This is a genomic window from Allobosea sp. LjRoot90, from assembly GCF_964254315.1.
Taxonomy (GTDB): domain Bacteria; phylum Pseudomonadota; class Alphaproteobacteria; order Rhizobiales; family Beijerinckiaceae; genus Allobosea.
Genome location: NZ_CAXUTF020000001.1, coordinates 690,226 through 711,135, shown reverse-complemented (window position 1 = coordinate 711,135; position 20,910 = coordinate 690,226). Strand labels below are relative to the sequence as shown.

General features: G+C 66.2%; 21 protein-coding genes. 5 read left to right on the top strand and 16 right to left on the bottom strand.

Annotated elements, in window-relative coordinates; translation table 11 throughout:
• Nucleotides 1-11: 11 nt before the first annotated feature.
• Nucleotides 12-575: a ribosome recycling factor gene (gene frr, locus ACSQ3M_RS03430; RefSeq protein WP_436148662.1), complete on the bottom strand. Its 564-nt coding sequence runs from the start codon at nt 573-575 to the stop codon at nt 12-14.
• 250 nt (nt 576-825) lie between these two features.
• Between frr and ACSQ3M_RS03425 the strand changes: the two genes are divergently transcribed.
• The gene (locus tag ACSQ3M_RS03425; RefSeq protein ID WP_436148661.1) at nt 826-1,239 is read left to right on the top strand and encodes a VOC family protein; all 414 of its coding nucleotides are present in this window, start codon (nt 826-828) and stop codon (nt 1,237-1,239) included.
• A 13-nt stretch (nt 1,240-1,252) separates the two neighbouring features.
• Here the strand turns inward: ACSQ3M_RS03425 and pyrH are convergent, their stop codons facing one another.
• The 5 genes from pyrH to ACSQ3M_RS03400 all read right to left on the bottom strand — a co-directional run bounded on the left by pyrH (nt 1,253) and on the right by ACSQ3M_RS03400 (nt 5,160).
• The gene (gene pyrH / locus ACSQ3M_RS03420) at nt 1,253-1,960 is read right to left on the bottom strand and encodes a UMP kinase (protein ID WP_436148660.1); all 708 of its coding nucleotides are present in this window, start codon (nt 1,958-1,960) and stop codon (nt 1,253-1,255) included.
• A 119-nt stretch (nt 1,961-2,079) separates the two neighbouring features.
• Nucleotides 2,080-3,003, bottom strand: a complete 924-nt coding sequence (gene tsf / locus ACSQ3M_RS03415) for a translation elongation factor Ts (protein ID WP_436148659.1) — start codon at nt 3,001-3,003, stop codon at nt 2,080-2,082.
• 171 nt (nt 3,004-3,174) lie between these two features.
• Nucleotides 3,175-4,185, bottom strand: a complete 1,011-nt coding sequence (locus tag ACSQ3M_RS03410; RefSeq protein WP_436148658.1) for a 30S ribosomal protein S2 — start codon at nt 4,183-4,185, stop codon at nt 3,175-3,177.
• 160 nt (nt 4,186-4,345) lie between these two features.
• Entirely contained in the window at nt 4,346-4,657 is a 312-nt protein-coding gene (locus ACSQ3M_RS03405; RefSeq protein ID WP_436148657.1) for an antibiotic biosynthesis monooxygenase family protein, read from the bottom strand.
• A 110-nt stretch (nt 4,658-4,767) separates the two neighbouring features.
• Nucleotides 4,768-5,160, bottom strand: coding sequence for a pore-forming ESAT-6 family protein (locus ACSQ3M_RS03400; RefSeq protein WP_436148656.1), 393 nt, complete (start codon nt 5,158-5,160; stop codon nt 4,768-4,770).
• A 309-nt stretch (nt 5,161-5,469) separates the two neighbouring features.
• Between ACSQ3M_RS03400 and ACSQ3M_RS03395 the strand changes: the two genes are divergently transcribed.
• Nucleotides 5,470-5,856, top strand: a complete 387-nt coding sequence (locus tag ACSQ3M_RS03395; protein WP_436148655.1) for a RidA family protein — start codon at nt 5,470-5,472, stop codon at nt 5,854-5,856.
• Between the two features lie 22 nt (nt 5,857-5,878).
• Here ACSQ3M_RS03395 and ACSQ3M_RS03390 read toward each other — a convergent pair whose 3' ends face one another.
• Both ACSQ3M_RS03390 and ACSQ3M_RS03385 read right to left on the bottom strand, forming a co-directional pair.
• Nucleotides 5,879-6,988: a branched-chain amino acid ABC transporter substrate-binding protein gene (locus ACSQ3M_RS03390; protein ID WP_436148654.1), complete on the bottom strand. Its 1,110-nt coding sequence runs from the start codon at nt 6,986-6,988 to the stop codon at nt 5,879-5,881.
• A 100-nt stretch (nt 6,989-7,088) separates the two neighbouring features.
• Nucleotides 7,089-8,096 carry an ornithine cyclodeaminase family protein gene (locus ACSQ3M_RS03385; protein ID WP_436148653.1) on the bottom strand — a complete coding sequence of 336 codons (1,008 nt, stop codon included), beginning with the start codon at nt 8,094-8,096 and terminating at the stop codon, nt 7,089-7,091.
• Nucleotides 8,097-8,247: 151 nt separating this feature from the next.
• Here ACSQ3M_RS03385 and ACSQ3M_RS03380 point away from each other — a divergent pair, with 151 nt between their 5' ends.
• Together ACSQ3M_RS03380 and ACSQ3M_RS03375 are read left to right on the top strand one after the other, a co-directional pair.
• Complete coding sequence (locus ACSQ3M_RS03380; RefSeq protein WP_436148652.1) at nt 8,248-9,153, top strand: LysR substrate-binding domain-containing protein; 906 nt, start codon at nt 8,248-8,250, stop codon at nt 9,151-9,153.
• 60 nt (nt 9,154-9,213) lie between these two features.
• Nucleotides 9,214-10,371, top strand: coding sequence for a diguanylate cyclase (locus ACSQ3M_RS03375; protein ID WP_436148651.1), 1,158 nt, complete (start codon nt 9,214-9,216; stop codon nt 10,369-10,371).
• A gap of 4 nt (nt 10,372-10,375) precedes the next feature.
• On the opposite strand, the gene ACSQ3M_RS03370 is transcribed toward ACSQ3M_RS03375, so the two are convergent.
• From ACSQ3M_RS03370 to dnaE, 5 genes are all read right to left on the bottom strand, one after another.
• Nucleotides 10,376-10,747: a VOC family protein gene (locus ACSQ3M_RS03370; protein WP_436148650.1), complete on the bottom strand. Its 372-nt coding sequence runs from the start codon at nt 10,745-10,747 to the stop codon at nt 10,376-10,378.
• Nucleotides 10,748-10,815: 68 nt separating this feature from the next.
• A complete protein-coding gene (locus ACSQ3M_RS03365) occupies nt 10,816-11,508 on the bottom strand; it encodes a helix-turn-helix transcriptional regulator (protein ID WP_436148649.1) in 693 nt (230 codons plus the stop codon).
• A 7-nt stretch (nt 11,509-11,515) separates the two neighbouring features.
• Nucleotides 11,516-12,142 (bottom strand): bifunctional nicotinamidase/pyrazinamidase, encoded by a 627-nt coding sequence (gene pncA / locus ACSQ3M_RS03360; protein ID WP_436148648.1) that lies wholly within the window; start codon nt 12,140-12,142, stop codon nt 11,516-11,518.
• A gap of 9 nt (nt 12,143-12,151) precedes the next feature.
• A complete protein-coding gene (locus tag ACSQ3M_RS03355) occupies nt 12,152-12,874 on the bottom strand; it encodes an FkbM family methyltransferase (protein ID WP_436148647.1) in 723 nt (240 codons plus the stop codon).
• An 86-nt stretch (nt 12,875-12,960) separates the two neighbouring features.
• A complete protein-coding gene (dnaE, locus tag ACSQ3M_RS03350; protein ID WP_436148646.1) occupies nt 12,961-16,428 on the bottom strand; it encodes a DNA polymerase III subunit alpha in 3,468 nt (1,155 codons plus the stop codon).
• A gap of 469 nt (nt 16,429-16,897) precedes the next feature.
• On the opposite strand from dnaE, the gene ACSQ3M_RS03345 reads away from it, so the two are divergent.
• Nucleotides 16,898-17,803, top strand: coding sequence for a DMT family transporter (locus tag ACSQ3M_RS03345; RefSeq protein WP_436148645.1), 906 nt, complete (start codon nt 16,898-16,900; stop codon nt 17,801-17,803).
• Nucleotides 17,804-17,816: 13 nt separating this feature from the next.
• Here ACSQ3M_RS03345 and ACSQ3M_RS03340 read toward each other — a convergent pair whose 3' ends face one another.
• The 3 genes from ACSQ3M_RS03340 to ACSQ3M_RS03330 all read right to left on the bottom strand — a co-directional run bounded on the left by ACSQ3M_RS03340 (nt 17,817) and on the right by ACSQ3M_RS03330 (nt 20,827).
• Nucleotides 17,817-19,448 carry a PAS-domain containing protein gene (locus tag ACSQ3M_RS03340; protein ID WP_436148644.1) on the bottom strand — a complete coding sequence of 544 codons (1,632 nt, stop codon included), beginning with the start codon at nt 19,446-19,448 and terminating at the stop codon, nt 17,817-17,819.
• Between the two features lie 94 nt (nt 19,449-19,542).
• Nucleotides 19,543-20,325, bottom strand: coding sequence for a hypothetical protein (locus tag ACSQ3M_RS03335; RefSeq protein WP_436148643.1), 783 nt, complete (start codon nt 20,323-20,325; stop codon nt 19,543-19,545).
• 1 nt (nt 20,326) lies between these two features.
• On the bottom strand, nt 20,327-20,827 hold the full coding sequence (locus ACSQ3M_RS03330) for a PAAR domain-containing protein (protein ID WP_436148642.1): 501 nt from the start codon (nt 20,825-20,827) through the stop codon (nt 20,327-20,329).
• Between the last annotated feature and the right edge of the window lie 83 nt (nt 20,828-20,910).

Below are 20,910 nucleotides of genomic sequence, written 5' to 3'. Positions count from 1 at the left end.
CGTCACGCACTTCAGACGTGCAGGATTTCCTGTTCCTTGGCGGCGAGCGCCTGATCGATCTCGCCGATATGCCTGTCCGTCGCCTTCTGGACCAGATCGGTCTGCTTGGTGACGTCATCCTTGGGCATATGCCCGTCCTTCTCCAGCTTCTTGATCAGGTCCATGCCGTCACGGCGGACATGTCGGATGGCAATCTTCGCCTCTTCGGCATATTTATGCGCGACCTTGACCATCTCCTTGCGGCGCTGCTCGTTGAGCTCCGGAATGCGGATACGCAGCACCTGCCCCTCGGTCTGGGGGTTGAGACCGAGATCGGATTCGCGGATCGCCTTCTCGACCGCCTGGACCATGCTGCGGTCCCAGACCTGAACCGAGAGCAGGCGCGGCTCCGGCACGCTGACGGTCGCGAGCTGGCTCAGCGGCGAACGCGCGCCATAGGCTTCGACCTGGATCGGGTCGAGCATGTTGGCCGAAGCCCGGCCGCTGCGCAGCGAGGCCAGGTCGCTCTTGAACGATTGCACGCCGCCGTCCATGCGGCGGTTGAGATCGGCGAGATCGAAAGTGGTTTGGGCCATCGTCTTCAAAACCTTGTCGAAACCGGCCGGATAGAGCCGGAAATGGCGCGACCATGGCGAGCACCCGCCCCAGGGTCAAGGATTTATGCGTCAACAGCACTTCCCCCGCTGGTCTGCAAGGGGAATCGGGTCTCGACCGCCGGCGTATGGCCAATAGACCGGCTGCCGCGCTGGCTAAAGCCAGTACCAATTCCTAGGTCAGCGTTGCTGCGACGGTGCCAGCGACGGCCATCGCTTCAAGGAGATTCCCATGCCCCGGCTGAACCGCATCGTCGAAACCGCGCTCTATGTCGACGACCTCGACCGTGCCGCGGAATTCTATGAGGTCAAGCTCGGGCTCGCGGCCATGCTCAAGACCAGGACGCTCATCGCCTACGATGTTGGCGGGCAGAACGTGCTGCTGCTCTTTCTGCGCGGCGCCTCGGTGGAGACACAGGCCTCGGAGAATGGCAGCATTCCGCCACATGACGGCCATGGCCCGCTGCACATCGCCTTCGCCGTCGATGTAGCGGAGCTGCCCGCTTGGGAGGAGCAATTGGCCCAGCATGGCATCGCGATCGAAGGGCGGATGAGCTGGAATCGCGGCGGGACAAGCCTTTATTTCCACGATCCAGACGGGCATCTGCTCGAACTGGCGACGCCCGGTCTCTGGTCGAACTTCTGATGCCGGCCGACGTTCAGGGCGTGACGTAGGTCGCCCTGCCCTCGCCGCGCAGCACGGCCGCGAGCGCGCCCTTTTCCGCGATCGAGAAGACCACAATGGTCAGGCTCGCGTCGCGCGCCAGCGCGAAGGCGGCGGTATCCATCACCTTGAGATCACGCCTGATCGCGTCCTCATGGGTCAGTGTGTCGAAGCGGGTCGCGTGCGGATCCTTCTTCGGATCGGCCGAATAGACGCCGTCGACCTGCGTCGCCTTGAGCAGATGGCTGCAGTCGAGCTCGGCCGCGCGCAGCGCCGCGCCGGTATCGGTGGTGAAGTAGGGATTGCCGGTGCCGCCGCCGAGAATGACGACCTTGCCGTGGCTGAGATGGTCGAGCGCCCGCTTGCGGGCATAGCTCTCGCAGAGCGAGGGCATCGGCACCGCCGACATGGCGCGCGCCGGGGCGCCGGCCGCCTCGATGGCATGTTCGAGGGCGAGTGCGTTCATCACGGTGCCGAGCATGCCGATCGAATCAGCCGTCGTCCGGTCAAGGCCCTTGTTGAGGCCCTGCACGCCGCGGAAGAAGTTGCCGCCACCGACGACGATGCCGATCTCGACACCCTCGTGCGAGGCATGGGCAATGTCGGCAGCGAGCGCTGTCAGCGTCGCGCCGTCGAGGCCGTTTCCTGCAGTTCCTGCAAGGGCTTCGCCGGAGAGCTTCACGAGAACACGTTTAGGTCTCATCGGGGCTCTCCATTGCCTGCGCCATGCTCCGGCAGCAGCCGAATCGGCAGGCCGGTCTTTCCTACTTACAAAAAAGGCCGCGCCAGGCGCGGCCTTTCTCATCTCTATCAACGAGCTTGTCAGCCCGTCGTGCCGCCGGCGGCTGCGACCTCGGCGGCGAAGTCGGTCTCTTCCTTCTCGATGCCCTCGCCGAGCGCGAAGCGGGCGAAGCCGGTGAGCTTGATCGGACCGCCGACCTTGCCTTCGGCTTCCTTCAGCACCTGGGCGACCGACTTCGAGCCGTCATGGATATAGCCCTGCTCAAGCAGGCAATATTCCTTGGCGTAGCTCTTCATGCCGCTCTCGACGATCTTGGCGAGCACGTGCTCGGGCTTGCCGGCGTTCTTCTCGGCCAGGATCGCCTTCTCGCGCTCCAGCACCGCCGGATCGACCGAAGCGAGGTCGAGCGCCACCGGATTGGTGGCCGCGACATGCATGGCGAGCTGGCGGCCAAGCGCCGCGAGCTCGTCGCCCTTGCCGCTGGTCTCCAGGCCAACGATCACGCCGATCTTGCCGAGGCCGTCGGCAACCGCGCCGTGGACATAGGAGCCGATCAGGCCGGCCGAGACCGAGACCTGGGCGACGCGGCGCAGCGTCATGTTCTCGCCGATGGTGGCGATGGCGTTGGCGATCGCGTCGGCAACGGTGCCGCCGCCCGGATAGTGATGGACAGCCAGGGCCTCGACATCGCCGCCGCGCTCGAGCGCGACATCGGCGATGGTGCGGGCCAGCGCCTGGAATTCGAGATTGCGGGCGACGAAGTCGGTCTCGGAGTTGACCTCGACGACGACGCCGCTATGGCCGCGCACGGCAACCGCAACAAGGCCTTCTGCGGCAACGCGGCCGGCCTTCTTGGCAGCCTTCGACAGGCCCTTGGCGCGCAGCCAGTCGATGGCCGCTTCCATGTTGCCGTCGGTCGCCGAGAGCGCGGTCTTGCAGTCCATCATGCCCGCGCCGGTCTTGTCGCGGAGTTCCTTCACCATGCCGGCGGTGATCGCAGCCATTTGCGTCGTCCTTGCTGTCTTGCGGCGTTCGCCCGGTGGCGCACCGCACTATCGAAAAGCGGAAGCCTGGATTGGCAAACGCCGACGCTCCGTTTCCGGTCGTCGGCGCTGCTTCGGCTTTAGTCACATATCGAAGCGCGACGCGCCGATGACGCGTCGCAACCCGGGAGATCAGGCGTCGATGAGCGCGCGCGCCTGGGCGATCCAGCCGTCACGCTCGATGCGGCCGGAGAGCTTCAGGTCGTGATCGACCTTGGTGACCTCTTCCGGCGTCATCGCAGCGATCTGCCAGAAGTGGAAGATGCCGCCATCGTTGAGCTTCTGCACGATCTCCGGGCCCATGCCCGAGAGCTTCATGAAGTCGTCCGGCGCGCCGCGCGGTCCGGTCAGCAGCTCGAAAGCCTGAGCCTGGCCCTCGACGGCCACCGGCTCGGCAATCACTGGCTCGACGATCGGGGCCTCGGCAGCACCGAGATCGACGCCATGGTCTCCCGAGGCGCGCGAAATGCCGTCGATGGCCGAGCGCGCGACGAGATCGCAATAGAGCGCGATGGCGCGGCCGGCGTCGTCATTGGCCGGAACCGGGAAGGTGATGCCGTCCGGATCGCTGTTGGAGTCGATGATGGCCGCGACCGGAATGCCGAGGCGCTGAGCCTCCTTGATCGCGAGCGCTTCCTTGTTGGTGTCGATCACGAAGATCATGTCGGGCGTGCCGCCCATGTCCTTGATGCCGCCGAGCGCCTTTTCGAGCTTGTCGCGCTCGCGCGCCAGCATCAGGCGCTCCTTCTTGGTCAGGCCCGTGCTGGCGCCGTTCAGCAGCTCGTCGACCTTGCGCAGGCGCTGGATCGAAGCCGAGATCGTCTTCCAGTTGGTCAGCATGCCGCCGAGCCAGCGGGAGTTGACATAGTACTGGGCCGAACGCTTGGCCGCATCAGCGATGGCGTCCTGCGCCTGGCGCTTGGTGCCGACGAAGAGGACGCGGCCGCCGCGGGCGACGGTGTCGCTGACCGCCTGCAGGGCGCGCGACAGCATCGGCACCGACTGCGACAGGTCGAGAATGTGAATGTTGTTGCGCGTCCCATAGATGAACGGCGACATCTTCGGGTTCCAGCGATGCGACTGGTGGCCGAAGTGGGCGCCGGCCTCGAGCAGCTGACGCATGGAGAAATCTGGCAGAGCCATGGTATTCTTGTCCTTCCGGTTGAGCCTCTGGGGAGCGAATGAGCCGACCATAAGCTGGCCAGTCACCGGAACGCCTCGGTGTCGAGGTGATGCTCCCCATGTGGGATAGGGCGCGCCTTACACGCCGTGGCGGCGGAATGCAAGGCCAGGAGCCTGATCGTCAGAGCGAACCGACCTCGTAAGCGACCTGATAGCCCCCTGGCACGGCGCGTTCCAGCAAGGGACGAATACGCGCCATATGGCTGGTGAAGCGCTCGTCGCGAGCAAAGCGCAGCGCCGCCTCCTCGGATTCGAACATCGTCACCAGCACCACGTCGCGGTCCTCCCGCGAGCGGAACAGCCTGCCGCCGATCAGCCCGTCGACCTTGCCGCGCAGGCGGTGGTGCTGGGCGAGCTGCAAGTCCATGAACTCGGCGAAGCATTCCGGCTTCGGAGTGATGATGCTGATGTTGACGATCGGCTTGTCTGACATGCCCGGCTCCTTCGGCACAGATGATTAGGAGCCGGGTCGATACGACCTCAAGCGTGGTTGAGGTCAAGTCACGCCCTGCCAGCCGCTGGCAGGAGCGGGCATTGCAGAGCTCACTTGGGCAGCGATGCCGCCGCCTTCTGCACGACGTCGCCGATCTGCTTGCAGTAGGCCGCGGCCGTGCCACCCTGCGCCTTGGCGATCGTCTCGAGATCCTGGGTCACGCCCATCATCGCGATCGTGCCCTTCTTGCCGGCGGCCTCGGCGGTATCGCCGGCGCTCTTGTCGGCCGGCGGCGGAATCAGGGCCAGCACCTTGGCCTGGATCGCGACGACATCGGCGCCGACATGACCCTTCTCGGCGCAGTAGCTCAGGATTCCGAGCTGGTTGCGGCCGGCCTGGTAGGCCATCGCGAGCTGATCTGCCTGGCTCTGGGCGAAAGCCTGGCCGCTGGACAGAGCCGCAAAGGCGGCGAGCGCGCTGAAACGCTTGAAGGAAAGCAGCATATCAATCTCTCTCAAGTTGAACGCATCCGCAGATGCAAGCCCCGCTTCCCCAGCACCAGAATAGCCTTCCTGCCGGGTGCGACAAGGACGCGACAAGACGACTCGGGCGCGCTGCGAAAGCGAGCCGTCCTTGTGAAGGCCTGATACCGTTTCGCCAAAAGCGCCACCTCCCCGCCGCACAGACGGCCGAAGCGGAATGCCATCTGTATTTCGCCCGGCGTTCGCTTTTTCGCTACTGCAGAAAGCTCCGCCAGCCATAACACTCCCTCGCCAGACAACGTTCAGCCCAACGACGGCGAGGAGGAAACCATGCAGGTGATCGCCCATAATCCGAGCCGCGGCATCTACCCGGCGACCTCGGACTATGCCCACGCAATCGAGGTCGTCGCGCCGCAGCGCCTGCTCTTCGTCAGTGGCACCATGGGACTAGACGAGACCGGCAAACCCGCCGCCACCCTCGACGAGCAGCTCGTACTGATCTGGAACAATCTGCGAGCGATCCTCGCCTCGGCAGGAATGGGCGTCGACAACATCGTGCGCCTGACCAGCTATCTGCGCGATGCCAGCTTCGTCGAGGCCAACCAAAATGCTCGTCTTGCCGCTCTCGGCGGCCGCGCGATCCCGACCACCGCGATCGTGGCGCAGACGCTGCGCGAGGATTGGCTCGTCGAGATCGAGGTGATCGCTGCCGCCTGAGGCGGGCCAGCCAGCGGCATCCTCACCTTGCCTGGCCGGTGGCGTAGTCTGATTTGCCGCCCTGCCAGCGATAGACGACGAAGCCAGGCTGCAGGTTGTCGCCCTTGGCGTCGAAACGGACCTCGCCGACCGCAGTCGTGAAGCGCGAGCCGGCAACGGCCTGCGCAACCGCGCGCGGCTCCGTGGAGTTCGCCTGCGCGATTGCCTCGGCGAAGATCTGCACGGTGGCATAGGAATAGAGCGCCCAGCCTTCCGGCTCGACATTTCGCGCACGCATCGCCTGCACCGCCTCGCTCGAAGCCGGGTTCTTGCGCGGGTCCGGCGCGAAGGTGAAATGGACCCCGTTGGCCGCATCGCCGGCCACCGCCGCAAATTCGCTCGAAGCGAGCGGATCGCCGCCGACCATGTCGAGCTTCAGCCCCTGATCGCCCGCCTGGCGCATGATCAATCCAGCCTCGGTATGGTAGCCGCCGAAGAAGAGGACTTCGGCGCGGCCCGCCTTGAGCCGCGAGATCAGGGCGCTGTGGTCCTTCTCGCCAGCATTGATCCCAGTATCGAGCGAGATCCGTTGTCCCGCGGCGGTAAGTCGGCTGCGGACCTCGCCTGCCAGACCTGCTCCGAACGAGCTTTTGTCGTGCACGATCGCGATGCGGCGGCCGGCGAAGCTCTTGACGATGAAGTCGGCCGCGGTCGGTCCCTGCTGATCGTCGCGCCCGCCGATGCGGAACAGCGCCTTCATGCCGCGCTCGGTGATCTTGGGATTGGTCGAGACGGTGATGACGACCGCGCCCGCCTCCGCGTAGACCTCGCTCGCAGGCAGGGTCGAGCCGGAGCAGAAATGACCGGCGATGAAGCGCACGCCGTCGCCCGTCAGCTTGTTCGCGACCGAGACCGCCTGACGCGGGTCGCAGGCATCGTCGGCAACGACGAGTTCGAGCTTCTCGCCGCGCACGCCGCCCTTGGCGTTGATCTGCGCGACAGCCGCCTCGGCTCCCGCCCGCAACTGATCGCCGAAGCTGGCATTCGCACCGGTCATCGGTCCCGCCAGGGCGATCCGCACCTGCGCGAAGGCCGGCACGGACACGACCGCCGAAAGCCAGGAAAGCATGATCGGACCTATGATCCTGTGCATGGGATATCTCCGTTGCTGCCGGCCGGGCCGGCTGGGTGGCAGGCGCGAGCATGAGCGGCGCCGGAGGGCGCGCCTGGCCGGGCCCGATGAACTCTCGCGATCAGAGCGTGATGCTCTGGGCATTTCCTTCGGCGAGCGCGCGCCGATAGACGATGTCGGCCGCGACCATGTCCTCCATGGCGATGCCCATTGCCTTGTAGAGCGTGATCTGGTCGGCGCTCGCCCTGCCCGGCCTGACGCCACAGAAAAGATCGCCGAGCGTGATCGCGCTGGCCGGATCGCGTCCGGCGAGTTCGGCGCAGCCGACCGGCGGTGGTCTGAAGGCCTCGTCGCTTTCGACGAAGAGCTGCACCCTGCTGAGAAGCCCGACTGGCAGCTCGCCTCGCGGCGGGGCGTAGCCGACCGAGGACACATGCGTGCCGGGCCGGACCCACTCGCTCGCGATCACCGGCTCATAGGCATGGCTCGCCAGGCAGACGACGTCCGAGCCGCGCACCGCCGCCTCGACATCTCGCACGGGCCGCGCCCGAGGACAGCTGGCGGCGAGCCTCTCGGCATCCTCGTAATGCAGGGAAGCGATACGGATCTCATCGAAATCGCGCACCAGCGGCAGGAGCCGCAGATGCTCGCGCCCCTGTACTCCCGCACCGATCAGTGTCGCGATCCTGGCCTCGGGCCGCGCGAGAGCCCGGACCGAGAGGACGGCCGAAGCGGCAGTGCGGATCGCGGTGATGTGGGTGCCATCCATGACGCAGACGGGCGCACCGGTCAGCGAATCGAACAGCATGATCACGGCAAGGTGGTTTGGCAGGTCGATATCGAGATTGGCCTCGAAGACGTTGACGATCTTCACGGTGAGATTCATCCCCGCGGTCCAGGCTGGCATCGCCAGCGAGAAGCCCTTGCCGGGAACCGTGATCTCGGGCCGATCCGGCGCCTGGACCTCGCCGCGCGCCATCGCCCTGAACCCGTCGGCGAGCCCATCGAGCAGCTGCGCCGGATCGAGCAGGCGCACGACATCGGCCTCGCTCAGATGCAGCAGCGGCAAGGCGCCCTTCCCGATCTCGGCAGCGCTGCGCCTCGGCGCGATGGTGGCGGCGAAAGTCATCGATGTCCTCGTGTTCGAAACTGCGCCGGCCCCACCTCTCGAGGGCGGCCCGCGGATCACTCGGGTTATGTTTGACGCAGCGCGGATTTGAGGAAAAATGAGTTTTTAAAGAGCCTCATAACTTGAGATTATGCTGATGCGCCGGAAGCGGATGACCTCCCTGACTGCGATGCGGGCCTTTGAGGCCGTCGCGCGGACCTTGAGCTTCACCGGGGCAGCAGACGAACTAGGGGTGACGCAGGCCGCGGTCAGCCGGCAGATCAGGCTGCTGGAGGAGAGCTTGTCCGTGCGCCTGCTCCATCGCGAGCCGGCCGGCAATCGGCTGACTGATGCGGGCGAGATCCTGTTCGCCGGAGTCTATGCCGCCTTCGAGACGATCGAGCAGGCCGTCGAGCAGGTTACCGGCAGCGGCGCGCGGGAGATCCTCAATGTCAGCGTCGCGCCCTACTTCTCGGCAGCCTGGCTCACGCCGCGCCTGATGTCCTTCGTCAGGCGCCACCCCGAGATCGACTTGCGACTGCACCACTCCTACCACCCGGCCGACCATCGCCGCGAAGGTATCGACCTCGGCATCAATTGGGGCAGCGGCGCCTGGCCGGGTGTGCGCGCCGAGAAGGTTCTCGACGGCTCGCTCACAGCGGTGCTGGCGCCTGCACTTCTCGACGAGGCCGGACCGCTCGCCGACCCGGTGGTTTTGCTGCGGCTGCCGCTCTTCTACGAATTCGATCTTGGTCACTGGCGTGCATGGGCACAGGCCGCCGGCAGAGCCGACGCGGTGTTGGCTGAGAGTCTGCGACTCAGCGATTCGCATGCGCTGCGCCGCGTCGCCTGCGACGGGCATGGCGTCGCGCTGTTCTTCGCCGAGCTGATCGAGGACGATCTCATGCAGGGCCGGCTGGCGCAGCCCTTCCCGGTCAAGGTCCATATCGGGGCGGACTATTTCTTGAACTACCCGGCCGGGACGGAGCTGCCGCGCAAGGCCAGGCTGTTCCGCAGCTGGCTCATGGACATGCTGGCGGAAACCAAGGCAGGCCAAGCCGACGCAGCTCCCCTGTGAACGCTCCGTTCACGTCATGCTGCTAGAGCTCATCCGAGTCGACTTGGATGGCCTGACGTGATGCTCGATCTGAGGACGATCTATCTCGCGGGCGCGATCACCTGCCTGTTTCTCGGTGTCGTGCAATTGTCCGCCTATGCCACGGGCCGTTTCGAGCGCTGGCCGCTCTGGTGGGGACTGAGCAACCTGCTCGTCGGCATCGGCCTCACCGGCCTCGGACTACGCGATATCGCTCCGGACGCGATCACGATCCAGCTCGGCAATGGCGTGACCTGGATCGGCTGCCTGCTGTTGCTGTTCAGCGTGAGGAGCTTCGCCGGCCGCCCGGCACGATTGCCGCTTTATGTGCTCGCCGTCGCCGTGGCCTTCGTTCCGATACTGTTCTGGCGCGAACCCGCCGACTACACCAAACGAGCTGTTCTGATCTCCGCCCTGTTGGCCGCCTGCGACCTCGCGGTCGTGCGCGAGGGCCTGCGCCTGGTGAAACGCGAAAAGCTGCTCTCTGGCGCGATCCTTGCGGCCGTGTTCGCACCGACCGCCGTGCTGCTCGCCTTCCGCGCCTATCTTGCCGCCACCAACCAGATCGGCTCCGAGCTGTTCCCGCCGGATAATTCGCGGCAATGGCTCACGGTCACCGGCGTTGCCTTCATCGTCCTGCGCAGCAGCGCCCTGCTGCTGCTCGCCACCGAGCGCAGCCGCAACGCGCTCGTGACCCTTGCCCGCCACGATCCCCTCACCGGCGCGATGAACCGCAACGGACTGGAGCGCGCGATCGCCCGGCTCACGCAGGAAGCGGGCCGGCGGCAATGCCCCGTCGCGCTGCTCCTGATCGACATCGACCATTTCAAGCAGCTCAACGACACGCACGGCCATCTCGCCGGCGACCGCATCCTGCGGACCTTTGCCGAAGCCGCTGGCGGCAGACTGCGCTCGGGCGACATCGTGGCCAGGTTGGGAGGCGACGAGTTCGTGGTCGTCCTCCCGCATCTGGGCATGGGCCAGGCGGTATCCGTCGCCAACGACATCCGCTCTGCCTTCAGCCGCGTGCTCGCAGCCGAGCCCAACGCCGTGATCCGCGCGACGCTCAGCATCGGCATCGCCGATGGCGATGCGGTGCGCGAGCCGCTGGAAACCCTGCTGCGGCGCGCCGACCAGGCGCTCTATCGCTCTAAACGGCTCGGTCGCGACAGAGTCCAGGTCGAAGCGCTGGCGAGCTGAGCCCCTATCCCTCGGACGGATGGAAGACGCGCAAGCGATGTCCATCCGGATCGGTCGCGACAAAGGTTCGGCCGAAGTCGAGATCGGTCGGCGGCTGCAGGATCGCGAGGCCTCGCTGCTGCCAGTCGGCATGGGCCGCGTCGACTGCCTCGCCGCTGCCGACCACCATGGCGATCTCGCCGCCGCCTCCGGCCGCTTGGGTGCTCGGCTCGACGGTATGGCGCGACCAAAGACCGAGTCTTGCTCCCGACGGCAACGCGAACATGGCGAAGGTGGGCGAGCTTTCGAGCGGCGCAGCGCCGATCAGCTCGGCGTAGAAGCGGGCGCTGACCTCAGGGCTATCGACATAGAGAATGATGAAATTGGCATCGAGCATCGCGGTGACCTCCGTTTCGGGACACGCGCATGATCGCTGCAGATGCTGCCAGTTTCCGGCAGTGTATCTCAAGCCGGTGATGGAATGCCTTCGCGCTCGCGCCATTGTTTGAGCAGCGCCTGCCGGCGGCGCGGATAGCGGATGTCGATCAATTCGGACTGCGCGATGCGGTCGGCGCGGAAATGCCGGAAATCGTTACGCAATTCGCACCAAGCGACGACGACGCGGACATGATCGAAGAAGCCGAGCGCGAACGGCCAGACCAGCCGCTGCGTCGCCGCTGCCTTGCCGTCCTGATAGGTCAGCGCCAGCTTTCGCTCCGAGCGGATCGCCTTGCGGATCAGGCTGAGATCGACGCCCGTCGAAACGATCTTCGCGCCAGGGCCGACGAGCAGTGCCGAGGCATCGGCCTTGTCGCGCAGATCAGCCGGCAGCACGGCGATGATCTTGGCCATGGCGTTGCGCGCCGCGCCGGCGAGCCGGTCATCGGCGCGCCCGGCGACCCAGCGGGAGCCGAGCACCAGCGCCTCGATCTCATCCTCGTCGAACATCAGCGGCGGCAGCATGAAGCCGGGCTTCAGCACATAGCCGAGTCCGGGCTCGCCCTCGATGGGGGCGCCCTGCCCCTGCAAGGTGGCGATGTCGCGATAGAGCGTGCGTATGCTGACGCCGGTCTCCTCGGCCAGCCTACGGCCACTGACCGGCCGGCGATGCCGGCGCAGCACCTGGACGAGGTCGAGGAGGCGCTCGGCGCGCGACACTGCTCGCTCAGCCGGTCAGATCGGCGAGCCGCGCCCGCCTCACGCCGAGCGCCGTCATCTCCGCCCAGGCGTGGCCCAGCGAACCATCGAGGTCGATGGCGCGGCATGCGTCCTCGACGACGATGGCCTCGAAACCGTGGCGAGCCGCGTCCTGCGCCGTCCAGTTCACGCAGAAATCGGTAGCGAGACCGACCACCACGACGCGAGCGATGCCGCGCTCCTTGAGATAGCCGCCAAGCCCGGTCGGCGTGGTGCGATCGGCCTCGACGAAGCCGGAATAGCTGTCGACCTCGCGGCGATAGCCCTTGCGGATGATCGCCTGCGCCATGGAAAGGTCGAGGTCGGGATGGAAGGCAGCGCCCTTGCTGCCCTCGACGCAATGATCCGGCCAGAGCACCTGCGTTCCGTACGGCATGGCAACCGTCTCGAACGGAGTCTTGCCGGGATGGCTCGAGGCAAACGACGAGTGCCCGTCCGGGTGCCAGTCCTGCGTCAGCACCACGGTCGAAAAGCGCCGGCCGAGTTCATTGACGAGCGGGACGATCTCGTCGCCGCCAGTGACCGGCAGGCTGCCGCCGGGGCAGAAATCGTTCTGGACGTCGACGGCGATCAGCGCGGTCCTGGCGTCGATCACGGCTTCCCCTCACGCAACTGCGGTGCGAGTCATCCGCGTGATGCCCCTGCGGGCGGCGAACATGCGGCCATAGACGTCGCCGGCGAGATCGGGCCGGTAGCAGCGCTGCTCGAGCAGCGGGTCCCAGATGTGCTCGACCGTATCGATCAACTCGAAATCGGCGGCGAGGCGCGCCTCCAGCTGCAAGCGGTTCTTGCGGTTCTGGTATTCGAGCAGCACCAGCGAGGTCTTCGACAGGTCGAGATGATCGAGCACGTCACCCTCCCCGCCCTCGATGTCGATCTTGACGATATCGGCCGAGGGCAGGCTCGCCGGATCGACCACCGCCACCTCGTAGCGCTCGACCATCGCTCCGGCCACGAACGTGTCGCCGGCATAGGAAGCGAGCCCCGATTCACCGTCGCCGGCAAAGCGGCTGAGGAAGGTCGCTGTTTTCTGACCGCCTGGAAACAGCGCGGCGTTGACCGTGACGATGTCGCGGCGCTGATGCGTGTTGCGCTTCAAGAGCTCGAAGGTGCCGGGATGCGGCTCGTAGGAGGTCACCAGACTGCCGGGCCAGCGCGCGCTCGCCCAGAGCGCGAACGAGCCGACATTGGCGCCGATGTCGAGAATGTCGAGGCCGACGCCATCGAAGCCAGCTTCGTATTCGCCTTCGAGCACGTCTTTGATTGCCCAGTGCATCGCTTCGGGAACAGCGAGGCTCATCGGGATGCGCGCGACATACTGCTTCATTCAGTCCCCCCGGACATCATCATTGTCTGCGCGCACTCTGATGCCTTGGCCGCCGGCAGCGCAAGGCTGGCCACTGACGAGTTCCGTTAGCGCAATTCGACGTTCACCACGCCCGGCGCGGCGCGCACCGCATTGGCGACCTGCTGGTTGACCGGATAGCGACCCGGCAATTCGATCTCGACCTCCTGGGCGCCGTCGTCGAGGATCATCACCAGCGAGATCTTGCCGTCGGCGCGCACACCGTCGCGCGGCTTCACCCGTTCGGCGATCGAGGACAGCGCCTTGTCGTCGCGCAGGAAGATGCAGAGGTCCTGCTTCTGCCGGTTTGCGAGTTCGTCGAGCCGTTCGCAATCCTCGATGCGCGGGCGAACCTCCTCGCCGTCGAGCACGGCCGAGAGCCGCAGCACCAGCGCAGCTCCAGGCTCGAGCAGCTCGCGATAGCGTTGCAGACCCTCCGAGAACAGGATCGCCTCGAACTGGCCGCTAGGATCGGAGAGCTGGACGATGCCCATCTTGTTGCCGGACTTGGTCCGCCGTTCCGACCTGTCGATGACGGAGGCGGCGACCTTGGCGATCGAGGTGCCGCTGGCGCGGACATTGCGGGCGAAATCGGCATAGCTCTGCACCCGCAGGCGCTTGAGAACATGCTCGTAATCGTCGAGCGGATGCCCCGACAGGAAGAAGCCGACCGCATCGTGCTCGCGCTGCAGCCGTTCGGCCGGCGCCCAGGGCTCGAACGGCGGGATGCGGAAGGCTTCCGCCACCCCGCCGCCGCCAAACATTTCGGACTGGCCGCCCTCGGCTGCGTCGCGGGTGCGGTTCGACAGCGCGAGCATGCCGTCGACAGCCGCCATCGCCTTGGCCCGCTCCGGCTCGATCTCGTCGAGCGTTCCGGCCGAGATCAGCGCCTCGATCGTGCGCCGGTTGACCAGGCGCGTGTCGATCCTGCGGGCGAAATCGGCGAGGTCGCGGAACGGACCCTCCTTGGCCCGCGCCGCGACGATCGATTCGACCGCCACCCGGCCGACGCCCTTGATCGCCCCGAGCGCATAGCGGATCGCGCCATCCGCAACGTCGAAATCGACACCGGAGCGGCCGATCGAGGGTGGCTCAACCTTGATGCCGAGGCGCTCCGCGTCGCGACGGAACTCCGAGAGCTTGTCGGTATTGCCGATGTCGAGCGTCATCGACGCCGCGATGAACTCGACCGGGTAATTGGCCTTGAGATAGGCGGTCTGGAAGGCGACGACGGCATAGGCGGCCGCGTGGCTTTTGTTGAAGCCGTAATCGGCGAATTTCGCCAGGAGCTCGAAGATCTCCGAGGCGATGTCCTTCTTCAGCCCGCCCTCGATGGCGCCCTTCACGAAACGGTCGCGCTGGGCGTCCATCTCGGACTTGATCTTCTTGCCCATGGCGCGGCGCAACAGGTCGGCTTCGCCGAGCGAATAGCCCGAGAGCGCCTGCGCCACCTGCATCACCTGTTCCTGGTAGACGATGATGCCATGCGTCTCGGCCAGGAACGGCTCCATGCCCGGATGGAGATAGGTCGGCTCCTCCAGCCCGAGCTTGCGGCGGCAATAGGTCGGGATGTTGTCCATCGGGCCGGGGCGGTAGAGCGCCACTAGCGCGATCAAATCCTCGATCCGGTCGGCTTTCATCTCGACCAGCGCTTTGCGCATGCCGACCGATTCCACCTGGAACACGCCAACCGTTTCGCCGCGCGACAGCATCTCGTAGGTCTTCGGATCGTCGAAGGGCAGCTGCGCCAGGTCGACCGCGATGCCGCGCTGGGCGATCAGCTTGACCGCGATGGTCAGCGTGGTCAGCGTCTTCAGGCCGAGGAAGTCGAACTTCACCAACCCGGCCTGCTCGACCCATTTCATGTTGAACTGGGTGACGCGCATGCCGGTGCGGGGATCGACCGAGAGCGCGACCAGCTCCTCCAGCGGCCTGTCGCCGATGACGACGCCGGCCGCGTGGGTCGAGGCGTGGCGGTGCAGCCCTTCGAGCTTCTGGGCGATCTCGAGCAGGCGCGCGACGACCGGCTCCTCCGCCGCCGCCTCCTGCAGCTTCGGTTCGCCAGCGATGGCCTCGGGCAAGGTGATCGGCTTTGCCGGGTTCTGCGGCACCAGCTTGGTCAGCTTGTCGACCTGGCCGTAGGGCATTTCCAGCACGCGGCCGACGTCGCGCAGCACGCCGCGCGCCTGCAAGGTGCCGAAGGTGATGATCTGGGCGACGCGCTTCTCGCCATAGCGATGCTTGACGTACTCGATCACCTCTTCACGCCGGTACTGGCAGAAGTCGATGTCGAAGTCCGGCATCGAGACGCGGTCGGGGTTGAGGAAGCGCTCGAACAGCAGGCCGAAGCGCAGCGGATCGACGTCGGTGATGGTCAGCGCATAGGCGACGAGCGAGCCGGCGCCGGAACCACGTCCCGGACCGACCGGGATGTCATGATCCTTGGCCCATTTGATGAAGTCAGCAACGATGAGGAAATAGCCCGGGAATTTCATCCGGGTGATAATTGAGAGCTCGAAGGCGAGCCGCTTTTCGTAGTCCTCGACGGTGAAGCCCGCGGCCGGCCCATGCTTGGCCAGCCGCGCCTCGAGCCCCGCCCTTGCCTGGCTCTCCAGCTCCTCGGCTTCATCGCGCCCCTCCTCGCCGAAGCGCGGCAGGATCGGTTTGCGCAGGCCGACGCGCCAGGAGCAGCGCCGGGCGATCTCGACGGTCGAGGCCAGCGCTTCCGGCAGGTCGGCGAAGCGCCGCTTCATCTCGGCGCGGCTGGCGAAATAATGCTCCGGCGTGACGCGCCGGCGCTCATTGTCGGAGACCAGCCTGCCGGCCGCGACGGCCAGCAGCGCGTCATGCGCCTCGAAATCGGCGGGCTTGCCGAAATAAGGCTCGTTGGTCGCGACGATCGGCAGGTCGGAATCATAGGCGAGCCGCAGCAAGCCGGCCTCGATCGTCGCTCCGTCCTCGCGATCATGGCGCTGGAGCTCGACATAGAGCCGATCGCCGAAGATCTCCCGCAGACGCGCGAGCCGTGCGGCAGCCTGGGCCGGCTGGCCGGCACGCAGTGCTGCGTCGAGCGGCCCACCGAAGCCGCCAGTCAGCGCGATAAGATCATGGCCGCATGCGGCGACATGGTCGATCGCCGCGACCGGCGCGCCGGCCCCCGCCACCAGGCAGGCCTGCGTCACCAGCTTCATCAGGTTGCTGTAGCCGGCCTCGCTCGTCGCCAGCAGGACGAGATGCGGCGTCACACTCTGGATCGGCTTGCGCCCGCCATTCTCCTCATCGCCGAAATCGACGGAGAGCTGCACGCCGGCAATCGGCTGGATGCCGGAACTCGCCAGCTTCTCGGAGAATTCGAGCGCACCGAACAGGTTGTTGGTGTCGGTCAGCGCCATGGCCGGCTGGCCGTCGCTGGCGGCAAGCTTGGCGAGTGTGCCGACCTGGATCGCGCCCTCGAGCAGCGAATAGCTCGAATGGACATGGAGGTGGACAAAGCCGACCTCGTCCTTCACCTGAGTATCGTCTTTGCGGTCGGTCATCGCGCCCTCCGGCGCACCATCCGTTCAGCCAGTGGGCCGAGCGGGGGGACCTGCGCCGATTCTTGATCCTTAGAGCATGCTCCGAACCGGTTATGGCGCGCCACCCCATCCGGGTCGAGCGGGCCGGGATGCGAGGCTGTGGACATGCCGCCAAAGCCTCCCCGCCCCCGTCCGCAGCGCTGTCAGACGTGCGGCCCCGAGGCGAGCGCCGCCCAGACCCAGATCATTCCAACGAAGAGCGCGAGCGCCAGGAACTCCACGGCTCCGGCCATCAGCTTGCGAGCAACCAGCATGTCCGATCTCCAATGTTCTTTATATGTTCATATTAGTTTTCTGTTTGTTCGCGTCAATGTCGCAAAGGCACTGTTGGTCGGCTGACGCCGGAAGCGGTTAACGAGCATTTACCGGGGCTTCAAAGGCATTAACGACAGCGCCTGCCGTCAGGCGGAATCATGTAAGGCTCGGCCGCATGAACTCCTCCTCGGATCAGCCCCGCCCTCGCCTCCGCAACGAGACGCTCGGCGTCGTGCTGATGGCGGTGGCGATGCTGATCATCCCGACCTCCGACGCCATCGCCAAATACCTCAGCGGCGCGCACTCTCCAGCCTTCCTGAGCTGGATACGCTATGTCGCGGCGCTCGGTTTCATCCTCCCGGTCGCCCTGATCCAGCGCGGGCGTGCCCCCGTAGCTCCCTCGGCATCGTCAGGCCGATACTGGCTGGCGCAGATCCTGCGCACCGCTTTTCTCGTCACGGCGATGACGCTCTATTTCGTGGCGATCACACGCATTCCGCTCGCCGATGCGCTCGGCGCCTATTTCATCGCCCCGATCGCGGCGACCCTGCTCGCTTCGGTCGCGCTGCGCGAGCGGCTCGACCGGCGAAAACTGCTCGCCGTCGCCCTCGGCTTCGTCGGCGCCGTTCTCGTCGTGCGCCCGGGTACCGAAACCAGCACCGACACACTGATCGCGCTCGCCTCCGGCTTCTGCATGGCCTGCTATCTGGTGCTGACTCGCGCCACAGCCCAGGACAGGCCGCCGGTGGCGACGCTGACGATCCAGCTCGTACTCGGCATCCTGATGCTGATGCCCTTAGCCCTGCTGCAATGGACGACACCGACGCGCGAAGGGCTGCTGCTGATCCTGCTGATGGGCCTGGTTTCGACGCTCAGCAACCTGATGACGATCAGCGCCTTCCGCCTGGCGCAGGTGCAAACGCTCTCGCCCTTCGTCTATCTCGAATTGATCGGCGCAACCGTGCTCGGCTTTGTCGTGTTCGGCGACCTGCCTTCGCCGATGACCTGGGCCGGGATCGCCGTGATCGTCGTCGCCGGGCTGATCGTTGCGACCACTTCACCCGCACGCCGCGAGAGCTGAGGCGACGCGCGTCTCAGCCGGCAGCCTGCGTCGCCTGCTCGGTCCGCTCCTCGATCAGGCTCAGCAGCACCCGCGACTCACCATCATGGCTCGCGATCGGCACACGCCTGATGCCGATCAGGCGGCGACCGTTCCCGGGCGTCTCGATGCTGCGCACCGTCATCGCCGCACCGGCATCCGCCCGCTGGAGCTGGCGATCCTCGCGCTCGATCCATTCAGCGGTTTCGGCACCGAAGACGTCGCGTGCCGTCCGACCGACCATTTCTGCGCGGTCGACGCCGAACAGGATCTCTGCCGCGCGATTGACGAATATGTAGCGGAGCGTGGCCGCATCCTTGGCGACGACAGCCACGCGGATGTTCTCCATGATCGCGGCGAGCAGATGCTCGGTGCGCTCGAGCGAGCGCTGCAGATGCCGCTGCTCGGTGAAATCCTCATGCGTCGACACCCAGCCGGTGCCGCCGGTCATCGGCCGCTCGACGATGCGGATGACCCGTCCGTCCTTCAGGTCGACATGCTTGACGGCGGGCCTGCCCTGCTCGATCCGCGCGAGGATGGCCTCGACATAGCTCTCGACGTCGCCGGAGAATGTGCCGATCTCGATCCGGCGCCGGAGGATATCGCGGATCGTCAGGCCCGATTGCGGCATGTCCTGCGGAAGCCGATAGATCTTCCGGTAGGACTCGTTCATCAGGATGACCCTGCCCTCCAGATCCAGCATCATCAGGCCCGGCATCATGCTGTTGATCGCTGCCAGCAGATGGCGCTTGTTCTCCTGGAGCTGAATTTCGAGATTGTCGCGCTGCCGCGAGCTCGTCCGTTCAAGCGTCCGCAGCTCCTTGTTACGAACCAGCGTGTCCTGGAGCTGCTGCACGGCCTGACCGAGCTTGCCGACTTCGTCGAGCCGCTCGCTGTGCGGCACGGTGACGACGACCTTGCCGGCCGCGATGCGGTCGGCGGTTTCAGTGATGTCGTGCAACGGGGCAATCAGCGAGCGGCGGATCACCGCGCCAACGTAAGCAGCGAGAGCGAGCGCGACGAGACCGAGCAGGACGATCAGCCAGGTGGTGAACCAGGCGCGCTGGTTCAGGGCGACGATCTCGTCGGCCCGTCGCGCATAGACGCGCCCGAGCGCCTCGAGGTCGTCATTGAGGGCGGCCCGGGTCGTGCGATTGGCCTCGTTGTCGCCCCATGCCCGTCCGGCGGCTTGACCGATGACGTTGGCGCGGCGCACGAGCTCGGCCCGGAAGCGGATGAAGTCGGTGATGCGCGTCTTGAATGCCGCGAAGAGTTCGGCATCGTCGTTTCGGACGATTTTCTCCCAGGCCTCGACGACGTCGGCGAGGTCACGATTGCGCCGCAACAGGTTGTCGCCGTAGCGCGCCACGGTCGCCGCATCGCTCGACATGTAGATGCCGCGCGATTCCATCACGACGGCGTAGATCAGACCGTTCACCCGCTCGATATATGCGGCCGAACGTGACGACAGGCCGAGCTTGTCCTGGTATTCCGCCTGCTGCCGGAAGGACAGGATAGCGACCGCCACCAGCGCACAGATCACGACGAAGAAAGTGCAGCTCGCAGCATAGAGCTGATGGCGCAGGCTGATCGCCCGCAGGCGATCAAGCATATGGCGCTGCACCATGTCAGCGACCTCCAGTTGAGGGAGGCCAGTGCTGCACGCGAATTCCTTAAGGTCAGGTTTCGCAGCCGTCGGTGCCCGCAATCTGCGGGGGAAGCTACCGGACCAAGCCCGAGAGCACCCCAATGATCGCACGCGGCTCGATCTCGGACGGCGTCTCGTCGAAGGCCGCGCGGTAATAGTCGAGCATGCTGAGCTGCTCGAAATTGTCCCAGATCTCCTCGTCGTTCATCGCCTGGCCGCGCTCCTCGAGATTGAGGATCATGCCGTAATCCTCGGTGCCGGGCGCACCATAGACCAGCGGCGGCGGTAGTGGCTCGGATCGGAGCTCATGCTCGGCAGCCGCGATCGCCGCCAAAGCCCCCGACACCCAGACGCGATGATAGGCATTCGAGACGTCGCGCTCGGGCTCGCCCGAGCTGGTCAGCACGGCGCGGCAAGCCGCGGCGAAGCTGTCGACCATGCCGTTGCGCTCGGCCAGCCGGTCGGCCGCGTTGTAGTTGGCGTGGATCGGGTCGACATAGGCGAATTCGTTCTGCAGGAGTCGCGCCGGCTCGCCCTGGAGGAAAAGCCAGGGATGGGCGTTGTCGATCAGGATCTGGCCCGGCAGCAGATGCGCGGCCTCGTTCTCGCCGGAGGCGCTGAAGAACTGCTGCTCGGCGCCTTTGCAGGTCACGCTGGGATTGGGTGTGAGCGGCAGCCCTCCCTGGCCCGGCATCCGGATCGCCGCCATGTAGACCAGCACCTTGGCGACACGCGCATTGCGCGACTGGCCGTGCCAGATCGCCTTTTCATTATCGGAGGAAAAGCGCTGGACCCGCAGCAGGCGGAAGCGCTCCTCGGCCGCGACAACCCGGTCGGGAGAACGACGACGTCCCATCTCAGCCGCCGATGATGACGGTCGGCATGCCCATGGCGATCTTGTTCGGCGGCCCGACCGCCTCGATGATGGTGTCGCCGACGCGGCAGGCGGGCAGCCCGTTGATCAGCACGGTCTGCGAGCCGTCGATCACCACGCCCGGCCCATGCGGCGGGATCGGCAGCGGCGTCGCGCAGATATGGATGTCGGCTCCCCCGGCGGCGCCGGTGATCATCGAGCCCATGCTGGCGGCAGCGGTCGCCTTCGCGGTTTCTTCCGCGACCTTGGCGGCCGGCGCCCCTGGCGTGCCCGCCGCCGCGAGCGTCGCCGCCTCGGCGACCTGGATCGCCGCGTCGGAGACCGCCTTGGCCCCCTGGATCGCCGCCGCGGCGCCGGCCGGAACGCCGCGCCAGGCGAGTTTGCCTCCGATGATCACATTAACGCTTCCGGGACCTGGCTGCAGCACGCCGGGCAACGGATGGATGGTGGGATCGAGAATGCGCGCGGCTGGGCCTTTCGGCATGGGACACCTTCATGGATCGCTCGATCCGGAGCTTCGCTCCGGCCGGCCGGGCAAGTCAACGAGGCGGCTTGCCCCGGCAAAGA

Bases quoted from the DNA above. Each gene is read 5' to 3' on its own strand.
- ACSQ3M_RS03395 (WP_436148655.1), top strand. From the start codon at position 5,470: ATGCAGGTGATCGCCCATAATCCGAGCCGCGGCATCTACCCGGCGACC.
- dnaE (WP_436148646.1), bottom strand. From the start codon at position 16,428: ATGACCGACCGCAAAGACGATACTCAGGTGAAGGACGAGGTCGGCTTT.
- ACSQ3M_RS03380 (WP_436148652.1), top strand. From the start codon at position 8,248: ATGACCTCCCTGACTGCGATGCGGGCCTTTGAGGCCGTCGCGCGGACC.
- ACSQ3M_RS03385 (WP_436148653.1), bottom strand. From the start codon at position 8,096: ATGACTTTCGCCGCCACCATCGCGCCGAGGCGCAGCGCTGCCGAGATC.
- tsf (WP_436148659.1), bottom strand. From the start codon at position 3,003: ATGGCTGCGATCACCGCCGGCATGGTGAAGGAACTCCGCGACAAGACC.
- ACSQ3M_RS03405 (WP_436148657.1), bottom strand. From the start codon at position 4,657: ATGTCAGACAAGCCGATCGTCAACATCAGCATCATCACTCCGAAGCCG.
- ACSQ3M_RS03335 (WP_436148643.1), bottom strand. From the start codon at position 20,325: ATGGGACGTCGTCGTTCTCCCGACCGGGTTGTCGCGGCCGAGGAGCGC.
- ACSQ3M_RS03410 (WP_436148658.1), bottom strand. From the start codon at position 4,185: ATGGCTCTGCCAGATTTCTCCATGCGTCAGCTGCTCGAGGCCGGCGCC.
- ACSQ3M_RS03370 (WP_436148650.1), bottom strand. From the start codon at position 10,747: ATGCTCGATGCCAATTTCATCATTCTCTATGTCGATAGCCCTGAGGTC.
- ACSQ3M_RS03390 (WP_436148654.1), bottom strand. From the start codon at position 6,988: ATGCACAGGATCATAGGTCCGATCATGCTTTCCTGGCTTTCGGCGGTC.
- ACSQ3M_RS03355 (WP_436148647.1), bottom strand. From the start codon at position 12,874: ATGAAGCAGTATGTCGCGCGCATCCCGATGAGCCTCGCTGTTCCCGAA.
- ACSQ3M_RS03330 (WP_436148642.1), bottom strand. From the start codon at position 20,827: ATGCCGAAAGGCCCAGCCGCGCGCATTCTCGATCCCACCATCCATCCG.
- ACSQ3M_RS03340 (WP_436148644.1), bottom strand. From the start codon at position 19,448: ATGGTGCAGCGCCATATGCTTGATCGCCTGCGGGCGATCAGCCTGCGC.
- ACSQ3M_RS03400 (WP_436148656.1), bottom strand. From the start codon at position 5,160: ATGCTGCTTTCCTTCAAGCGTTTCAGCGCGCTCGCCGCCTTTGCGGCT.
- ACSQ3M_RS03425 (WP_436148661.1), top strand. From the start codon at position 826: ATGCCCCGGCTGAACCGCATCGTCGAAACCGCGCTCTATGTCGACGAC.
- pyrH (WP_436148660.1), bottom strand. From the start codon at position 1,960: ATGAGACCTAAACGTGTTCTCGTGAAGCTCTCCGGCGAAGCCCTTGCA.
- ACSQ3M_RS03345 (WP_436148645.1), top strand. From the start codon at position 16,898: ATGAACTCCTCCTCGGATCAGCCCCGCCCTCGCCTCCGCAACGAGACG.
- ACSQ3M_RS03375 (WP_436148651.1), top strand. From the start codon at position 9,214: ATGCTCGATCTGAGGACGATCTATCTCGCGGGCGCGATCACCTGCCTG.
- frr (WP_436148662.1), bottom strand. From the start codon at position 575: ATGGCCCAAACCACTTTCGATCTCGCCGATCTCAACCGCCGCATGGAC.